This window comes from Ruegeria conchae (assembly GCF_000192475.1).
GTDB classification, from domain to species: Bacteria; Pseudomonadota; Alphaproteobacteria; order Rhodobacterales; family Rhodobacteraceae; genus Ruegeria; species Ruegeria conchae.
This window is the reverse complement of record NZ_AEYW01000014.1, coordinates 91074-108028: the sequence shown is the minus strand read 5'-3', so window position 1 is coordinate 108028 and position 16955 is coordinate 91074. Positions and strand designations below refer to the sequence as shown.

General features: G+C 52.3%; 15 protein-coding genes and 1 pseudogene. 10 read left to right on the top strand and 6 right to left on the bottom strand.

The window, feature by feature from the left end; all coding sequences use genetic code 11:
* Positions 1 to 43: 43 nt before the first annotated feature.
* The 4 genes and pseudogenes from G7G_RS24985 to G7G_RS23115 all read right to left on the bottom strand — a co-directional run.
* On the bottom strand, positions 44 to 400 hold the full coding sequence (locus G7G_RS24985; RefSeq protein ID WP_010442271.1) for a class I SAM-dependent methyltransferase: 357 nt from the start codon (positions 398 to 400) through the stop codon (positions 44 to 46).
* A 60-nt stretch (positions 401 to 460) separates the two neighbouring features.
* Positions 461 to 1012, bottom strand: a complete 552-nt coding sequence (locus G7G_RS0115090; RefSeq protein ID WP_010442270.1) for a recombinase family protein — start codon at positions 1010 to 1012, stop codon at positions 461 to 463.
* 130 nt (positions 1013 to 1142) lie between these two features.
* Complete coding sequence (locus G7G_RS0115085; RefSeq protein ID WP_010442269.1) at positions 1143 to 4034, bottom strand: Tn3 family transposase; 2892 nt, start codon at positions 4032 to 4034, stop codon at positions 1143 to 1145.
* A gap of 90 nt (positions 4035 to 4124) precedes the next feature.
* Positions 4125 to 4625 (bottom strand): annotated as a pseudogene (locus G7G_RS23115) (IS6 family transposase); the annotation flags it as partial.
* Positions 4626 to 4828: 203 nt separating this feature from the next.
* Between G7G_RS23115 and G7G_RS24980 the strand changes: the two are divergent.
* A complete protein-coding gene (locus G7G_RS24980) occupies positions 4829 to 4999 on the top strand; it encodes a helix-turn-helix domain-containing protein (protein WP_120981209.1) in 171 nt (56 codons plus the stop codon).
* Positions 4938 to 5237: a hypothetical protein gene (locus G7G_RS24220; protein WP_162096915.1), complete on the top strand. Its 300-nt coding sequence runs from the start codon at positions 4938 to 4940 to the stop codon at positions 5235 to 5237. Before G7G_RS24980 ends, G7G_RS24220 begins: the two co-directional genes overlap by 62 nt.
* 353 nt (positions 5238 to 5590) lie before the next feature.
* Here the strand turns inward: G7G_RS24220 and G7G_RS23720 are convergent, their stop codons facing one another.
* Positions 5591 to 6916 (bottom strand): tetratricopeptide repeat protein, encoded by a 1326-nt coding sequence (locus tag G7G_RS23720; protein WP_010442265.1) that lies wholly within the window; start codon positions 6914 to 6916, stop codon positions 5591 to 5593.
* Positions 6917 to 7060: 144 nt separating this feature from the next.
* Between G7G_RS23720 and G7G_RS0115060 the strand changes: the two genes are divergently transcribed.
* The 7 genes from G7G_RS0115060 to G7G_RS0115030 all read left to right on the top strand — a co-directional run bounded on the left by G7G_RS0115060 (position 7061) and on the right by G7G_RS0115030 (position 14400).
* Positions 7061 to 7369: a hypothetical protein gene (locus G7G_RS0115060; RefSeq protein WP_010442264.1), complete on the top strand. Its 309-nt coding sequence runs from the start codon at positions 7061 to 7063 to the stop codon at positions 7367 to 7369.
* A gap of 4 nt (positions 7370 to 7373) precedes the next feature.
* Positions 7374 to 8828 carry a guanitoxin biosynthesis MBL fold metallo-hydrolase GntH gene (gene gntH, locus G7G_RS0115055; RefSeq protein WP_109312726.1) on the top strand — a complete coding sequence of 485 codons (1455 nt, stop codon included), beginning with the start codon at positions 7374 to 7376 and terminating at the stop codon, positions 8826 to 8828.
* 82 nt (positions 8829 to 8910) lie between these two features.
* A complete protein-coding gene (locus G7G_RS0115050) occupies positions 8911 to 10020 on the top strand; it encodes an HlyD family secretion protein (protein WP_010442262.1) in 1110 nt (369 codons plus the stop codon).
* Between the two features lie 29 nt (positions 10021 to 10049).
* Positions 10050 to 10736: an ABC transporter ATP-binding protein gene (locus G7G_RS0115045; RefSeq protein WP_037321629.1), complete on the top strand. Its 687-nt coding sequence runs from the start codon at positions 10050 to 10052 to the stop codon at positions 10734 to 10736.
* The gene (locus tag G7G_RS0115040; RefSeq protein WP_010442260.1) at positions 10736 to 12139 is read left to right on the top strand and encodes an ABC transporter permease; all 1404 of its coding nucleotides are present in this window, start codon (positions 10736 to 10738) and stop codon (positions 12137 to 12139) included. Before G7G_RS0115045 ends, G7G_RS0115040 begins: the two co-directional genes overlap by 1 nt.
* Positions 12140 to 12157: 18 nt before the next feature.
* Complete coding sequence (locus G7G_RS0115035; RefSeq protein ID WP_010442259.1) at positions 12158 to 12811, top strand: DUF3299 domain-containing protein; 654 nt, start codon at positions 12158 to 12160, stop codon at positions 12809 to 12811.
* Between the two features lie 599 nt (positions 12812 to 13410).
* Positions 13411 to 14400, top strand: coding sequence for an adenylate/guanylate cyclase domain-containing protein (locus G7G_RS0115030; protein ID WP_029622059.1), 990 nt, complete (start codon positions 13411 to 13413; stop codon positions 14398 to 14400).
* A gap of 500 nt (positions 14401 to 14900) precedes the next feature.
* Here the strand turns inward: G7G_RS0115030 and G7G_RS0115025 are convergent, their stop codons facing one another.
* The gene (locus tag G7G_RS0115025) at positions 14901 to 15935 is read right to left on the bottom strand and encodes an alpha/beta fold hydrolase (RefSeq protein ID WP_029622057.1); all 1035 of its coding nucleotides are present in this window, start codon (positions 15933 to 15935) and stop codon (positions 14901 to 14903) included.
* Positions 15936 to 16068: 133 nt separating this feature from the next.
* On the opposite strand from G7G_RS0115025, the gene G7G_RS23105 reads away from it, so the two are divergent.
* The gene (locus tag G7G_RS23105; RefSeq protein ID WP_083829018.1) at positions 16069 to 16914 is read left to right on the top strand and encodes an alpha/beta fold hydrolase; all 846 of its coding nucleotides are present in this window, start codon (positions 16069 to 16071) and stop codon (positions 16912 to 16914) included.
* Positions 16915 to 16955 lie beyond the last annotated feature (41 nt).

Genomic DNA, 16955 nt, shown 5'->3' with positions numbered 1-16955 from the left:
TCCTTGAGCCAGCTGTGACTTTCCAAAGTTGAGTCCGCTTCACTCAGAATTTTGAAACCAGCGGCCAATAGATGCGTGGACATTTCCTCGGGTGTCGCGAGATGACTGATCGAAGGTTCTGAAGCCTAAGGTGCCGGATACAAAACTCACCGCCTTCTCCCTGCAAAATGTCATAAATTCTAAACCTTGCGCCGGGTTTGAGAAAACGTCGCGCCTCGGCATAGACCGTAGCCTTTTCCGGGACGTTCATAGCGACGTGAACTGGAAACGCACCATCGAAATGGTTGTCGGGAAAAGAAAGGTTTGTTGAATCACCCTGAAGGAACACGGTTTTGTCGCTCAAGTTAACCCCTTCCGAAATCTCGTTTGCCGCATCGTATAACTCTTGCGTCAAATCCATCTTCCTTGGCCGGTATCTTCGATCCGAAGACTTCCGCCGCGCGAAACACGAAGGGCTGGTTCAGACGTCTGTATCAGCAAGCGCCCGGTATACGGTCATTCTTGAAATCCCTAGTTCACGCGCGATCTGGGCTTTTGCGATGCCCTCGCTCGCCAATCGCCGGATTTCCTCATCATCTACGGATTTCCGCCGCCCCTTGTAGACACCCTTACCTTTGGCGGTGTCGATCCCAGCACGCTGACGGTCGCGGATAAACTTCAGCTCCATATCGGCGACCATACCGAGAACGGTGATGACCATGCGACCCATATCTCCGGCGGTGGTTACGTGCGGTTCAAGAACACGAAGTGATGCGCCCTTGGCGTCCAACTCATATACCAAGTTCAGCACGTCACGCGTGGAACGACCGAGGCGATCTAGGCGATGAACAACCAGCTCATCCCCTTCGCGCAGAAATTCCATCACTGTAGCCAATTCAGAACGGTCATCACGGGAAGCACCAGAGACTGTTTCGGATCGGACGATCTGACAGCCTGCTGCTCTCAGCGTGGCTTTCTGGATATCAAGATCCTGGCTTGATGAGCTGACGCGGGCATATCCAATCTTGGGCATAGCAAACTGTCACATTAGGGTGGTTCCCATTCTGATAATGTAACAATATGCTGTTGACTACTCATTTGTGACATCTTGGCGTGCCACATCACCCTGTCTCCTGCGGGTGTACCCTTTTGTGACGCACAGATCACGCGGCCATTGCCCCAAAGTCGATCCGCTTTTCCAAATCGACATCGAACCGACCATACGGATTGATGTGGGAATAGATCAATGGAGTGAGGCCGTGGTAATCCCGCTCGGACAGGCGAGTTGCCCATCCTGGTTCCGACAACACGGATTGCACCATGCGTGTGTTCACATAGACAAGGGATGCCTGAAGCAGATGCAAGGCATGGGCGGAGATTTCCTGATCGGCAATCCGGTTGCTGGAAATCTCGCCGCCTTTGCCAAAGAACACGAAGCCATTGGCGCTGTTCCAGTTCTCCACTACATTCAGTCCTTCATGAATCTCGCGGCGGAAATCTTCGGATCGTAGATACCTGCACAGAAAGATAGTCTTGATCGCCCGCCCCAGTTCAGCGAGTGCCTTGTATGTTGGATGCATCACATCGGCGCGTGCAAAGCGACGCAGGATGGCTTCCGGATCGGCCGTGCCATGCTGCATGGCCGAAGCGTATTTGACCATTTCATCGTACTGTCTTTCGATCTCGGCCCAGTCAACAGTGCCGGACAGGATCGGTAGCAGGTTGGGCAGTTGTCCCCGCATTGCGGAATTCGGTAAGGCCAGCTTTTGTCGGGCGATGGCCTTCAGACGTGGGGCCAATTCGAATCCAAGAAGATGACAGAAGGCGAAGCCGATGGCACTTTGGCCGTGGCTATCAACATACTGGCGCTGGATCTCCATGTCGGTGCAATGACGCAGAACCCCTTCGATCATCGCAGCCACTTCAGATGATGAGCAGCGTTTCAGCTGGGAATAAATACAGGTCGCCTGCCGTTCGACATGCCAATAGATCATGACACCGCGCCCGCCATAGCGGGCATGCCATTCGGTCATCAGGTTGCGATCCCAGGCTCCGAACTTGGTGGAATCTGCCGCGCAGGCGGTTCCCGCATTGCCCCAAACTGACGGATTGCGCACCGCCAACGTGGCATCTGCAACCTTGACCGCCGCTGCCCGAAGAGAAGCAGGATCGACATAGCGGCGTCGGATATGCAGCAACTCATCATAGCTGATTTCAGGCGTGCCAGCAGCTACACGTTTCAAACCGGCATTGGTGCCCAGGCCGTAGAGGCAAAGCAGCAGGCGTTGATCCCGGATATCACGCGGCAGTGCTTCCCGGCTGGCTGACGTTTCGAATGCTCCCAGAAAGCCTGTCTCCAGCGCTGTCTCTTTCAGCGTATCCAGCAGTCCGGTCATCGGCCACCGCCGACCAATCTCTGATTTAAGGCCGATCAACCCTTTTGGCTCTGGTGCCGGGGTGAAAGGTGTAATGCTAATGCAGTTGTCACCAGACCAGCGCAGCCGCACCTTGTCACTATTGGGCAGCGAGCTGTTCAGTTGACGTAACTCATACTCCAACTGCTCCCGAACAGATCGCGAAAATTCCCGTGCATCCTGGGTGAGCTTCAGACCAGCATAGTATACGTCGCGCTTCTCAGGAAAATCCTTCGGCAGATCATCGTCCGGGTTGCGATAACGATCAGCCCCTTCGACCCAGATCTCTTTTGACCTGATACGATCCCGCAACTGGGTCAGGACACAGAGTTCATAAGAAATAACATTCAGCCGCCCGCGTGTGTCGATCACGGTTTCCTGCCATTTACGCGGAATTGAGCCCTCGGGTGCCAGCGCAGCCGGGGCGTAACGCCGTCCTTCCTCATTCAGGCGGATTATCAGAACCAACGCATCCAGGATCGGTCGCCACGTCTCATTATTCGAGCGGAATTGTAAGACAGACAACAAGGACGGCAGCATTCGACGATAGTGGCTGGCATAGGAACCCCGCATTACAGTCTGAATCCGAACATTCAGTGTTCCCTTGGCCCTGTGTTCATCAATGATGGCTTTCAGCTTGGCCGCGCCCGCGATTGGAAAGATCACATCCGAGACTTTGCCGTTCGGGGCCATCATCGCCGCCGTCGCAATGTCCACCAGTAACCGTTCCTTGCCGTGAACCTTATCGATGTCAGCGGCAATTTTGCTGATCACCTTCCGTTTGGAGCGTGTGCCGATGCGATGAACAACGTCGATGAGCAGGTCTACAAGACCATCAATCAGCTGCGATCTGCGCGACATCAGATAGATCGCCAACAATCCCAGGCGCTTTTCCCGGCTATGCCGCCGCATCTCTGAGGCTGTTTCCCCCTCAACCCGGCGGGTCAATATCCTGATCCATGTGGGATCAACCTCGTTGACCAAATCGAACGGCAGATCAAGAGCATGAATAAAGGCCAGCCGGTCAGCTGCGTCGAGTACATTGTCCAGCGTGGCTGCGCCAACATCGTCTTTTAGGCTTTGAAAGCCATGATCGCCGCGTGGGTTGGCTAAGCTGGCTTCCAGTGCTGCAATGGTTTGCAATGACAACCGGCTGGATGCATGCTCCAGAAGTTCTTCCTGAAAACTATACTGCGCGGAACGCACCAAGCGTTCCATGATCTTCCGGGATGGAATGAACACTGATTGGCCCAAGGCCCATTGATAGCCGAATTGAACGAGATCTTCCGTGGAGGGCCCCAAAGTCGAAACCTGCGATGCAAGTGCTTCGCGCAGTTTGGCTCGATCCCGGTCATTGGCGCGGCGAATGCCGAGGAAGCGTAGAATCTCCAACCGGTGGCGGCGCGCCGTGTCACTACCGATGTCATAGTTCGACACATGCGCGACATCCTCACCAAGCTGTTCAGCGAGATAATCCAATGATTCCGATGGAAGGTCCTTCAGTCGCTTTGGGAAATACCCGAAGCGCCGAAAGTGCGCTAACTGGGCAGCCAACCCAATCCGCATTGCGTGCCGATAGCTGTTTATAAACTCAAGATCAGCGTAAGACAGACTCCAGACAGCCAGAAATTCTCGTTCCAATACAATACCCTCCAAACGAAAGGGCAAATTGGGTAAGGATCAAGATCTCGTCAAGCCGGACGGCGTTCCGCTATTGTTCTTCATAACGCCCAAATATGCACGCTCGGTCCAGTTGGGCCGTATTGGGTAACCAAAGCCTTTCAGCATCTTGTTTATGGCTTTGATGCCGGCAGTGTTGGCCCCGCTTTTGTCGATGACGATTTTACGCGGCAGCCCGTTGGCTTCGAGCGCGCGGGCAAAAAACTTCGTTGCCGCAGCTTTGTTTCTGCGCTTGGAAAGCATGAAATCAAGCGTTTTGCCGAACTTGTCGATCGCGCGATAGAGATACACCCATTCGCCCTTCACTTTCACATAAGTCTCATCCATGCGCCAAGAATGATCCGCAGCACGCTTTCGATATCGCGCGGCTTCAGCCACAAGCACGGCATATTTACCTACCCAGCGGTTCAGCGTCGCATGGTCTAGGTCAACACCACGTTCGGCCATGATTTCTTCCAGATCCCGGTAAGACACGCCGTAGCGCAAGTAGAAGAAGACCGCGTTTAAGATCACGTCCTTTGGAAAATGCGCGCCTTTGAATGAAATCGTCACGGTTTGCCCCTGTCTTATCCGAGCGCGCGTTATCAAAACCGCAGTCGGAATGACAGTTGGGAGCAAAATTTGCGACAGAACCGGGTGACATTGTATTAGAAGCCATCTCGTAGTCCTTTCCGAGTTACTTGCGCTGTCGCAACAAGAGTAACTCTTCACCCGTTCTTCTGGTATCCGGCACAAAATTGTGCTGTTCTGCAAAAATGAAGAACGGGTTCCGAAACTGGTCGGATATTCGTGTGTTCCTCTCGGTCTTCAGAGAAGGATCGACGCTTGCGGCCTCCAGAAAACTGCAGGTCTCCCAACCAACGGTTGCCCGACGCATTGCCATACCGGCTTTATCCCCTTTCGATTGCACACATGATGGCAGGTGATCAGCAACTCGCGCTTGAAGCAATTTCGGACGCGACTGAAATGCGCCCCTACTGTCGACACTTCTGGTTGGTGAAGGCGTGGATACTCAGAAAGTCGCGAATGCACTCCAAAGCGGAGGCTGCTGCAGAACGCGCGGAAACGCTGTCAGAAAAAGCGGATATCCTTGCACAAAACCTTCATCTGCCTGACCCCATCAGAGAGGATATAGCGTTGCCAGGTGATCCGATCCAAGCATAGAGGCCTAGATGGGTTATGAGAGCGTGGGCTGATAGCCGAACGGCAGACATGTAATACGTTCTTGCCTTTCGATATTCTATCAAGACCCAACCTAAAGCGCGTTATCTTCATTCACCGCGGGCGATGGGCAGCGTCATTTTTCATGGTCGATTTGTGCTCACAGCAGACATTCGAAAGTCAACAATAGGGAGCCAACGGCGGCTCTGCGGACAATTCCGCCGTTAGCTACAACAAATTCCGATGACCGCTTTCGGCGTACATTAACACTACCAAGATATGTTCTCTTGTGTTGGCGGTAAAACACACATTACGCAAATGTGCCTGTTTCCAGCCATGGCTCGAAAAGGAATATCTTAAAACCGCCATCCCGCATCTGTTAAGGCTGAAATCACTTCGTCCGATAGATTTGGACTGGAATAAAATGCTGCTAGAACAAGATCTGGCCTGAACTCTGGCCACGACTGTTTCAGTTGATTCAAGGTTGCATGTGCGTCTTTGGCTTCGCCCAACCTTTGATAGGAAGCCGCCAAAAATACCAAAGACAGTGCACTGACGGGGTCACCATTGTCACTCGCAAATTTCAAGGACGCGATTGCTTCCCTAAACTCACCGATGTGAAAACTGGCAACCGCGTGAATGTTCCTGTGGGCAAACCGATGACTTCCCATCTCTCTGGGGTGGCTTGGGTCGCTGACGTCATACGCTTCTTCAAAGCGACCCATAACCAGTAGTATCACGCCGCGAAAGTCCAGAACGTTTCCGTCATTGGGTCGAAGCGACTGGGCGAGTGCTGAATAGTCCAATGCGCTGTCATAGTCGCCAGAAACGTAAGACACCCATGCCATTGCCGATTGGCTCCAGCCGTTTGAGGGCGCAATATCCACAGCTTTCTGTGCCATTTTTCCTGAATTCAGTATCAGCGCGTCACGCTCTTCCTCGCCTCGCGTTAGTAGAGCCTGGGTTCCCAGACTATGGGCCAATCCGGCATATCCACAGTAAAAATCGGGAGCCTCATTTATTGCCATTCTAAAAATGTCGCTGGCCAGGATCTGGTTATCGATAGTTGCGATTGGAAAGAGCAGGCCCCGAGCTTGATCGCAGTAATTTGACGCCTGTACTGCAGCGGGTGATTTAGCGGATAGAGCCTTTCGCTCAAGTGAGCGCGCAGATGTCTTTGGGTTGAGATCAACAACCTGTTCCATGCGCCCGCCCAAGACGTAAGCAAGAGCAATGATCGCTATGGTGACAGCAGGGATGCCAATCCGCCAGGGTAATCCTGGCCTGAATGGCGTATGATCGACATTGCTCTGAATTGTACCAGAGCGGTCCTCGAACCAAGGTGCGTAGCCGCCGCTATCAATGTGAATGCGCAGATCGTCTCCAGCACCTGCCGTTTCATAGTACTGCTGAAGTTTCCGCCGTAACCGCCCCGCATCCACACGAACAACGTTGATGTGGCCGTCATCACTGGCAAAACTCTTGAAGTAAACATCCTGAGCGATTGTTTTGCCAAGAATAGCCTCGGATCTACCCGCAATGGCTTCTTCGACAACGTAGCTCAGAAAATTCCGAAGGCGTTCCGCCTTGCCAAATATGTCACTCGCCAATACCTGGTCCAGCGCGTACTTCACACGGGTCGCGTGACGTTCCGGATCAAGGGTCAATTCTCTGTCGGGCATCTGAAACTTCAAGTTTCTCTGTATTTTCAACTCTATACTGTCAAATGAATATTTGAATGTCACCCTAATTTCACGGTGTAACCCTTCCGCGTCGCGCGATGTGCCCTCAGCCTAGTGCCCAGAGATGGACTAGGCGCCAGGGCAATGACGGACATCAACTTACTAGAGCTCGCTTTTCCGGACCAAATCAGCCGCATCCGCGTCATGCGAAAGAACCATCGTGGATTCGAGGCACTTTGCGGTGACTTCGAGTTGCTCTCAACCGAGTTGGAGAGGGTCCGGAAGGTCAATGAGCAGACGTCACCATGTCTGATCGATCCTGTCACCGAAAGCCTAAACGGGCTGGCCGAGGAAATCGCCGAGCATCTCTCTCGATTCACTAATTCAGAGATTGTCCCGAAAGCCATTTCAGAAGTGGCTCCCATATTCACCCAGGCTCGAACAAAGGACTGAAAATATGCTGCAAGACAGACAGAGGAAGTCAATTAAGTCACTCAGCGCACTCGCCGTCGCAGCGACATTGTTCGCCACAAATGCGTTCGGTCAGGCTCCTCCGGTACAGGAGCCCTCATCCCAAGAAGATATTGAGGCTGCACTGACTGGCGGCGTCCCAATGGGACGTTGGAAAGAGGGTCTGACCTTTGAGGGCATCTCTCCTCAACCGTGGTTGAAAAGTGCGGCGAACTGGTTCCCACGCACAGAAGATGTACAGCCCAACGAGATGAGAATTATCTTCATGGGATCTGCCCCGTTCATTCGCCCTGGGCAAATGAACACAGCGATTCTTGTTGAGCTGGGTAACGGTAAGATTTTCATGTTTGACATTGGTGAGGGCTCACCAGCGAACATCATTGCCAGTGGATATGCACTGAATGAAATTACCGATGTATTCATCACGCACCTGCACGTGGACCACTTTGGTGGGCTGCCGTACCTGTGGATGTTCGGAACCTGGGCAGGTGGATGGCACGAGCAGTTGACGGTCCACGGCCCATCCGGCCGCACCAAGGAGTACGGCACCGCAACGATGGTAGAAGGCATGAAAATGATGACCGGCTGGCACCGGGATGCGTTCAGCGTCTTTCCCGTTGGCAAAGGTTGGGACATCGAAGTCAACGAATTTGATTTCCGTGACAATGGTGGCGTGATCTATGATGAAGACGGGGTCAAAGTCACACACTGGCAAAGAAGCCATGCCAAGGACGGTGCATCCGGATACCGGATGGACTGGAATGGCATGTGCTTCATCTGGACAGGTGACGGTCGACCCAACATGATCGACATTCCTTTCGCCAAAGGCTGCGATGTCTTCGTAACGGAACAGCAACAGGAAATCATCGAAATCTCATCCGGAGTTCAAGGCGTGCCGCCTTTCCTCGGGCGGTATACCGTCGACACCCATCACACGCCCAGCTATGCGGCCGGCTACATTGCCAATCTGGTGCAACCCAGGCTTCTGATGAACACTCACATGAGCTATGACCCCTATCAGATCGAGGAAACCGTAGCGGAGATCCGAGAGCACTGGAAAGGCCCCTATCACTTTGGAGCGCCTGACGGGATCGTTGTGAACGTCACCAAAGATCAGATATGGGTTCGCGAAGGCATATTGCCCGAGTTTCCAAACTCACGAGCGCCGCAGTTTGACTTTAGCAATGGTCAGTTGATCGTGCCGAAGCCGCCCCACCGGCGCGAAGACATTCAAGAACCCTACGTGCGGGATATGGAGATCGATCCTAAGCTGTACTATCCCGAGGGATATCATCCTGAGCTGCTGACAGAGTGGCCAGTTGATGACGACCTTGTTGTTCCTCTGGAAGCGCTTCCCGAAAATCTGAAAGAGAGTATGGGCGCGGCATGGCGCCATCGTGAAGCCAACCGCAAAGTGTTGGAAGAGCAAGGTGACAACTAAGTCATCATGACAAACAGGGCGATCACTCGTAAGTTTGGGTGGTCGTTCGAACTTTCCGGAAACATCACGAAGGAATGAAGTCTTGTTAATCGTACTTGGCCTCTACTTTGGAATAGTCTGGCTGGTCTTTTCCAAGTTTCACCTTCTCCCCTGGAATGGATTCTGGAAAACTCTGGTTTACTGTGTAGCCGGTGTTATCGCTCTGGTGGTCATCGGTGCGCTGAACCACACAACTCCGACTGGCCCGGTATCCATTCAGGGTGTTTCGACGAATATTGCTCCGAACGTGGCGGGCACGGTTACAGAAGTCGTTGTGGAGCCAAACCAGGAAGTTGCAATTGGCGAGACCCTATTCCGGATAGATAATGAGGTTTTCAAAGCCGAGGTTTCCCGGCTCGAAGCTGTCTTGGAAACTGCAAAGTCATCTGCCGATCAACTGTTATCAGATTTATCAGCTGCCGAGGCCGAGATTGAATCCCTGACTGCTCAGCTGATTTTCGGAATTCAGCGTCGTGATGACATCATCCGTTTGGAAGAACGCGGGGCATCAACCACGTTCCAACTGCAAGAGGCTGTCTCAACCATCGACCAGTTGACCGCGAATATCCGCGCAGCAGAAGCCCGGAAGACAAGCCTTGAGCGGCGTATCGCCGCGAAGATCGACGGGCGTGACGCAGGTGTTGTGGAGGCCGAACAGACACTTGCGCAAGCTCTTTGGGATTTAGAGCAAACAGTTGTAAAAGCGCCGGGAAACGGCGTTGTCACGGCTGTATCACTACGACCAGGTAACCGCGCCACTCCGCTACAAGGGGCAATAACTTTTGTCGAACCCGGAGACTTTGCAGTAATTGCTACTCTGCCCCAATCCAGTCGTGCCAATGTTTCGGTCGGTGACGAAATCCGGCTTGCATTTAGAACGGAACCCGGCGGAGAAATTACCGGCCGTATTTCCGATTTTCCGGTCGGAACTGTCGAAGGTACTGTTGATCTAAGGTCAGGCCTTCCCTCATTGCGCGAACTAACCGGGATATCCAGCTACATCGTATTGGTTGAACTACCTGCAGATGCAGACATAAATTACTTGCAATTTGGAACGTCAGGAACAGCTTTGGTCAAGACAGACGAGGCCGGAGCCATTGGTGTTTTGGCAGAGATCCTTTTCTGGGTCACCAAGAAGCTCAATTATCTTTGAAAAACCAAGCCAAAGCATCTGTGTCATCAATGAAAACTGTAGAGCTCAAATCCTTGGTGTTTCGGTGGCCCGGTCAACCTGACCCGGTTCTCTCAGTCGCTAGCTTCGATCTTGAGGCCGGGGAAAGTGTGTTTATGAAAGGCCCCAGTGGCAGCGGAAAGACCACATTGCTTTCGGCAATTGCTGGCGTGATCGATGTACCGCAAAGCGCGGTTCGCGTTGCAGGCACGGATGTCGGGGCTTTGGCCGGAGGTGATCGTGACCGTTTTCGTGTGGATCATTTGGGGATTGTTTTCCAGGTCTTCAATCTCTTGCCTTGGCTCAGTGCGCTTGAAAACACGTTGCTGCCCTGCCGGTTTTCAGCGCGACGTCGCAATCGGTCGGGGCCAGACCCCAAGGCTACCGCCACACGGTTGCTAAGTGAGCTGGGTCTTGAGGATACTGAGCTCATCAATCGACCTGCCAGCGCACTGAGTGTTGGGCAGCAACAACGCGTTGCGGCGGCGCGTGCTCTGATAGGGGCGCCTGAAGTAGTTTTGGCGGATGAACCCACCTCGGCTTTGGATGAGGAAGCGAAAGACACGTTTGTCCAGTTGTTGTTGAAGGAATGCAAAGCATCAGGGGCAAGTTTGTTATTTGTCAGCCATGATCGCAGCCTGGAAAAACACTTCGATCGGAGCGTTGACTTGCCGATGCTGAACGCGGGCAAAACGTGATGTTCAATCTTTGTTATAAAAGCCTTCTCAATCGCCGCTTTATCGCTGCGTTGACTGTTCTTAGCATTGCCTTGAGCGTGGCTTTGATTGTTGGGGTTGAACGACTGCGAACAGAGGCACGAGCGGGTTTTGCCAATTCTGCATCAGGGATCGACCTGATCATTGCGGCACGCGGAAACGATGTGCAGATCCTGATGGCAACGGTTTTTGGTGTCGGCACAACTGGCGCTGGTATCAGCTGGGACAGCTACGAGATGATCGAAGATCTGCCCCAGATAATCTGGACAGTGCCAATCATGATGGGTGACAACCACCGAGGATATCCCGTGATAGGAACGTCCGAGCAATATTTTGACCACTTTCGTCATAGTGGCGGCCGGCAACTGATATTTGCTGAAGGTGTTCCGTTTAAATCTCCAGATGGCGCAGTGATTGGAGCAAAAGTTGCTCAGGCTTTCGGGTACACGTCAGGTACTGAAATCGTGAATGCCCATGGCTCAGGGGAAGTCGCCTTTGATGTGCACGACGAAGCGCCATTCACAGTGACCGGCGTGCTGGGGCATACCGGGACGGCCGTCGACAGAATGGTTTTTGTCTCACTCGAGGGTTTTGACGCCTTGCACGAAGAACCTGCATCAGAGGTTGCGGACCCATTCGTTTTGATCGAAGCACCAGAAGTCGCCGGAGAACACGAAGACCATGACCATGTGGAGTTAGACGAGCCTGACGAGCACGAAGAAGGGCATCAGGAACATGACGACCGTCATGCTCACGGAAGCGGCCATGAAGACGAGGGGCAAACTGTCACGACCTCTGACGGGCACGATCACGATGGCCATGATCATGAACCGGGGACCATCAACGCGATTTTTGCCGGGCTGGAGGAAAAAACGGCGGTGCTTTCAGTTCAACGGCAACTGGCAGACCATCGCGACGAGGCACTGACCGCTGTTCTTCCTAATGTTGCGCTGTTGCAGCTTTGGTCGATTACCAGTACGGCCGAGACTGCGCTGCGTCTGATGGCAGGCGCTGTGGCAGTGGCTGGAATGATCGGCATGGTGGTCATGTTGTCTGCTTCACTCGACAACCGGCGGCGTGAATTTGCGATCCTTCGATCCGTGGGCGCAACACCTGCCGGCGTCTTTTCCCTGATCTTGCTTGAAGCCGTTTTATTGTTGTCGGCCGGTATCGTGCTTGGAGTAATCGCGCTCAGCGCTCTCACGCGCGTGATAGATCCGATTCTTGCCGCAAATTTTGGGCTTCGCATCGGTGTTGGCCTGCCGAGTTTTCGCGAGGTTCTTCTCATAGCCATCGTTTTCTGCTCTGGTCTTCTTGCCAGTATTATACCTGCGTTAAGGGTGTACCGTATGACGCTATCAGACGGACTGTTGGTGCGGCTTTGAATAAGAGGATCCGCTGAAATGAAAACCATTGCGCATTTTCTGAATATCTTATTCGCCCTTGCGATTGCGGGGCCTCTTCTAGCAGCGGATCCGCGCAACATAAGTTGGCAGGATCTCCTTCCTGAAGAGCGGCCCTACCACGATCCTTTTGCCACCCTAGAATATTCTCAGGTCAATGCGTTGGCCATGCTTTATCGGATTGAGGTTCTGCATGCGGACACCGCGGATGACGAGAAGCGCGCAGAAGCGTTTCAGATCCGCGAAGGACTCGTATCTCAAGGCCTTGACCCAGATTGGTTGTTTGAACAACGCGAAATTGTGATGAACCAACGGTTGATTGCCGCGCGCGAACCGAACCTTGACCTTTTGGGAGAGAACGTGCGCCTTCCCGGCTATCTCCTTCCCCTGGATATTGTCGACCAGAAGGCGGTCGAATTCCTTCTGGTTCCGACAGTTGGAGCCTGCATTCACACACCAGCACCTCCAGCCAATCAGATGGTTTACGTGCGATACGAACAAGGCTTCGAAATCGATGAGTTATATAAGCCGGTTTGGATAAGCGGGGAAATGCGGGCACTGAGCAGGTCCCAGTCACTCAATTACGTGGACGGCCAGGCAAATATCGAAACCTCATATGCGATGGATGCGCTGTCGGTAGAAATCTATGACTGATCAGTCAGACTAGAGGTCTGTTCTATGGCTTCACCGGGATAAATCTTTGCACCGCACCCCTGTATCAGGATCTTTGGTTCGTGCAGATGTGACGCTGCAAATCTCCTCTGAAGCTCCTTGATGATCAATAGGGCGATTTTTTTTCACGATCCGCCATTTCGTGACCACACCATTCCACGCGTACGGGTTTTACAAGTACACCCGGCAACCCTCGCTGGTTAATCAGCTTATTATAAGTAGCAAGAACTCTTTTTCATTGCTCTTGATCGATCATGTTGTCTCTTTGACCTATTGATCAGTGTTCTTAATCGCATCGCATACCGCGCTTGTAAGCCGCCTTTCGTGCGTGTCGCAGCATCCGTTAGTTTGGGCTCAGTGTTGCCGTTCTCCGTAGTCACCATTATTGGCGGTTCCAGCCCACAGCCGACATTGGTAGTCATCCCGGCGAAGGGCTGGTCCAAAGCCACTACAGACAGAATACCCCAAAGCGTCCGGGACAAACCCCTTGATCTGTGAGAAACTCAGTCGCAGCATGATATTAGAGGTGTTCTAATCTGGAGGGTACAGTTGGAAATACTGAAATTCGTGCTGCTGAACCAATGGTGGGACCAGCCGAGATGATCCTTCCGTCCCCAGAGCTTCTCGCAGTTTCAAGACGCTGGTATCAGGGTATTTTTAACGGAAATACTAAGATTTTGCGGGACTACCTTTCGACCGTAGAAGAGTTGCGGTTCATAGGAACGGGTGAAGGTGAATACTGGAGGGGCTCCGCGGTGCGCGACGGCGTCGGTGATTTTTTTGAAGAAATACCGGTTTTCGACGAAGTCGAGGAATTGGAGGCGGAAGCGTACGAAAACGGAGAAACCGGCTGGTCGTCCTTTGTCCATAGAATACGATTCGTCGGTGTTGCCAGTGAAAGCGTTCATCGCACAACACTGATATTCGCTCTAGATGGCGCCGCGTGGAAAATCGTGCATCGCCATGCCTCGGTTCCGACACCCAACATCGACATCGTGGGCGCAGAACAGATGGCAATCCAAAGACTGGTAGACGCCGCGCGGGACGAAGGACCAGAGTTGAACCAGACCGAGGGGCTAGCCTCGGTGCTGTTTACCGATCTGGAGGGCAGCACGACGTTAGCGGCGACACTGGGCGACAAACGTTGGTCAACATTGATAGATCAACATTTTCAGACTGTTGAAGGGATTGTTACGGCGCACCGTGGACAGTTCGTAAAGTCGCTCGGAGATGGAACGCTATCCAGTTTTCAATCCGCAAACGAGGCGCTTCTCGCAGCGATCAATATGCAGGAAGCCGTAAATTTGACCGATTTGGAACCGCGGTTGGGTTTGCGGGTTGGTATTCACACAGGCGACGTCGTGTTGGCGCGAGGCGACTTCTTCGGAACTGTGGTTAACAAGGCAGCTCGCATCATGTCATCAGCCAATGCGGGTGAAATTCTAGTCTCAGACGAAACACGAGTCATGGTTAGTGGAAACCACGAGTTCAACTTTGTGGACGCTAAATCAGTGACCCTCAAAGGGTTGCCAGAAGATCATACCATTTATCGTTTGGAATGGACGCGATAACTGTTTCGCTGGGCGACACCTTGAAAGTCAACTCTGCAACCGGTGTGTCTGTTCAGCCACTTGGTTTTCTATTCGGTATCCCCTTGCAGAGCGGACATACCCACTCAGCCGTTCCATCAATTGGGCGTCCCTTGCTCTTTAAATCCCGCTGAGAAACAACCTGCTGATCGCGACAAAATGGACATGTTGCAAGCGCAAAGAAATCTGGAATATGCGTAACTTTCTTAGGAACAGGATTGCAAACCATCACTAACTCCGTTTGAGAAAAGATGTGTTATCTAAAATCTTGACGACAAGGTTACGGATGTCTTCACAATCTTAGCATAGATCGACGACTCAAGTATTTCCGTCACAAATGTTCTGCTTTGGGCTCAAAGCAGTCATCTGACGACCTCTAGAAATCACAAGGCGGTTCAGCCGTGCCGAGCGTCCGGTGTGCGGGACAAAACTGCCATTGCCACGTTGGATCAGATTAAAAAGTTTACAGTGCCGATCTCTAATCAGAACAGATGCCCATACGTGCGAATTGCATGCTGCCTGTTCTGCAGTTCAAGTTTGGCGTAGATTTTACTTGTGTGGTTTCGAACGGTTTTTTCACTCATTTGGAGACTGTTAGCAATTTCTTTACTGCTCATTGCCTGACAGATAAGTCTCAGCACGTCCTGCTCGCGCTTTGTCAAATCGTTAAAGTCCGTCGTTTGACCGGAAGATGTAAATTCAAGCAAGCTCTTGGAAAAAGCGCGCCAGGCAGGTTCATCGCGTTGGATAATGTGATTTTTTCCCTCTAAAGCAGACATTGTCGCTCCGGGAATTTTCTGAGCGAGACGTTGTCCTTCTTCAAACGGAATAACCTGATCGTTCCTTGAATGGATCACCAGTGTTGGAACTGAAACCTTTGGCAGAAGGCTCTCAACATTTACGTCAGCGCGCGCCATAAGCAGGTCGGCCCCTGTCTCAGGCAAAACGGTCTTTTGGCAAAGATCTGTGAACCATGAGCGCTGTTCGACTGCCGCGCCAGGAAGAAATCTTGATGTGAATACATCTTGGAATGCTGGGTTGTCATTCTCCCAACCCAAGCGAAATATATCGATTACAGTCTTGTAGTTCTTGGCGGCAACCGGTCCACGGTGGTTACTGCCCCTTGCATAGCCGCCAACAAGTATCATCCCAGCGACCCTGTCGGGATACATGAGCGAATACGCGATAGAAGTCGCCGCACCCTGAGAAACACCCAGAAGATAGAATGGTTCATTTATTTCAGCGGCGTCGATTACAGCTTCGAGATCATCAACCCAGTAATCAATACCTAGATTCTCAACTCGCTTGTCAGATAATCCGCAGCCTCGCTCATCATAGCGAACAAGGGTGAATTGACTTTCTAACATTTCGATCCAGTGAGACCAAATTGGACTGTCGAGATCATAACTGAGATGCGTAAGCCAATTAGCCGCCTTTACCATGGGCAGGCCGTTTCCGGATTTGCTCCACGCCAGCGACGTACCATCGCTTGAGGAAGTGTATCTAACGGTTCGCATGTCCTTTTTTAGTCAATTTGGGGCAAATGTCCCAACAATTTCCCGTCGTTTTGAGTCTAGCCGGGACATGTGTCCGATAGGTTGAAGGACAGATGAGTGACACCATTGTGAAATTCAGATTGGAGGTCATCACATGAATAAACAATTTGACGCATCACTACACGCTTCGCCGTCCCGGTCCCAATTTTCGCCCGCTCCCTGCGTGGGGCTACATTGTTCCGGTGCTGACGGAAGCCAGTGGCGCACTCTGTTTGCCCGGATGAGCGATGAAACCAAAACAATAGCGCCCGACCTAATTGGAACCCTGTCTCGGGGTCATAAAATCCCCGACGGGCCGTTCACATTGGAACACGAAGCTGCTTCGATTATAACTGAGATAGAGAAGTTTGGCAGGCCCGCTCATTTGATTGGACACTCCTATGGAGGAGCGCTGGCTTTGCATATCGCCAGAGCTCGACCCGACCTTGTTCGATCACTTTGTCTCTATGAACCAACTTTGTTCAGCCTACTGAAAGCTGGAGAGTTGACTGATGGTTTATTGTATTCCGAGATTGTTAGCCTCACAAACGCAATACGAACGGGCATAGAAGAGGGATGCGAAGAGTTTAGCGCACAGGTTTTCACTGATTTTTGGGGAGGACTTGGCTCTTGGCAAGCCCTGAGTCGTGAACGCAGGTGCGCTATGATTGATTGGGTTCACAAAGCCCCAAGCGATTTCGATGCGCTTCTGAAAGAACCTGACCCAGAATACATTCTTTCTGAGGGTGTTCCCTCTACGATCATTCGCGGATCGCAGACGCATGTGCACACAAAGCGCATCGCAGAAATTCTGGCAACCCAAGGTAAGCTTGTTGAGCTAAAGGTTCTGAAAGGTGCCGGCCATTTGGGGCCCTTTACCTTCAAGGAAAGTTTCGAGATGGAGGTGCTGTCACATATTGGAACTGTGGACCGTCGCTACATGGCTTCAATGGAAATCTAGCCGATCAGAAGATCGTGAGCCGGGGACACTGGGACTCTAGG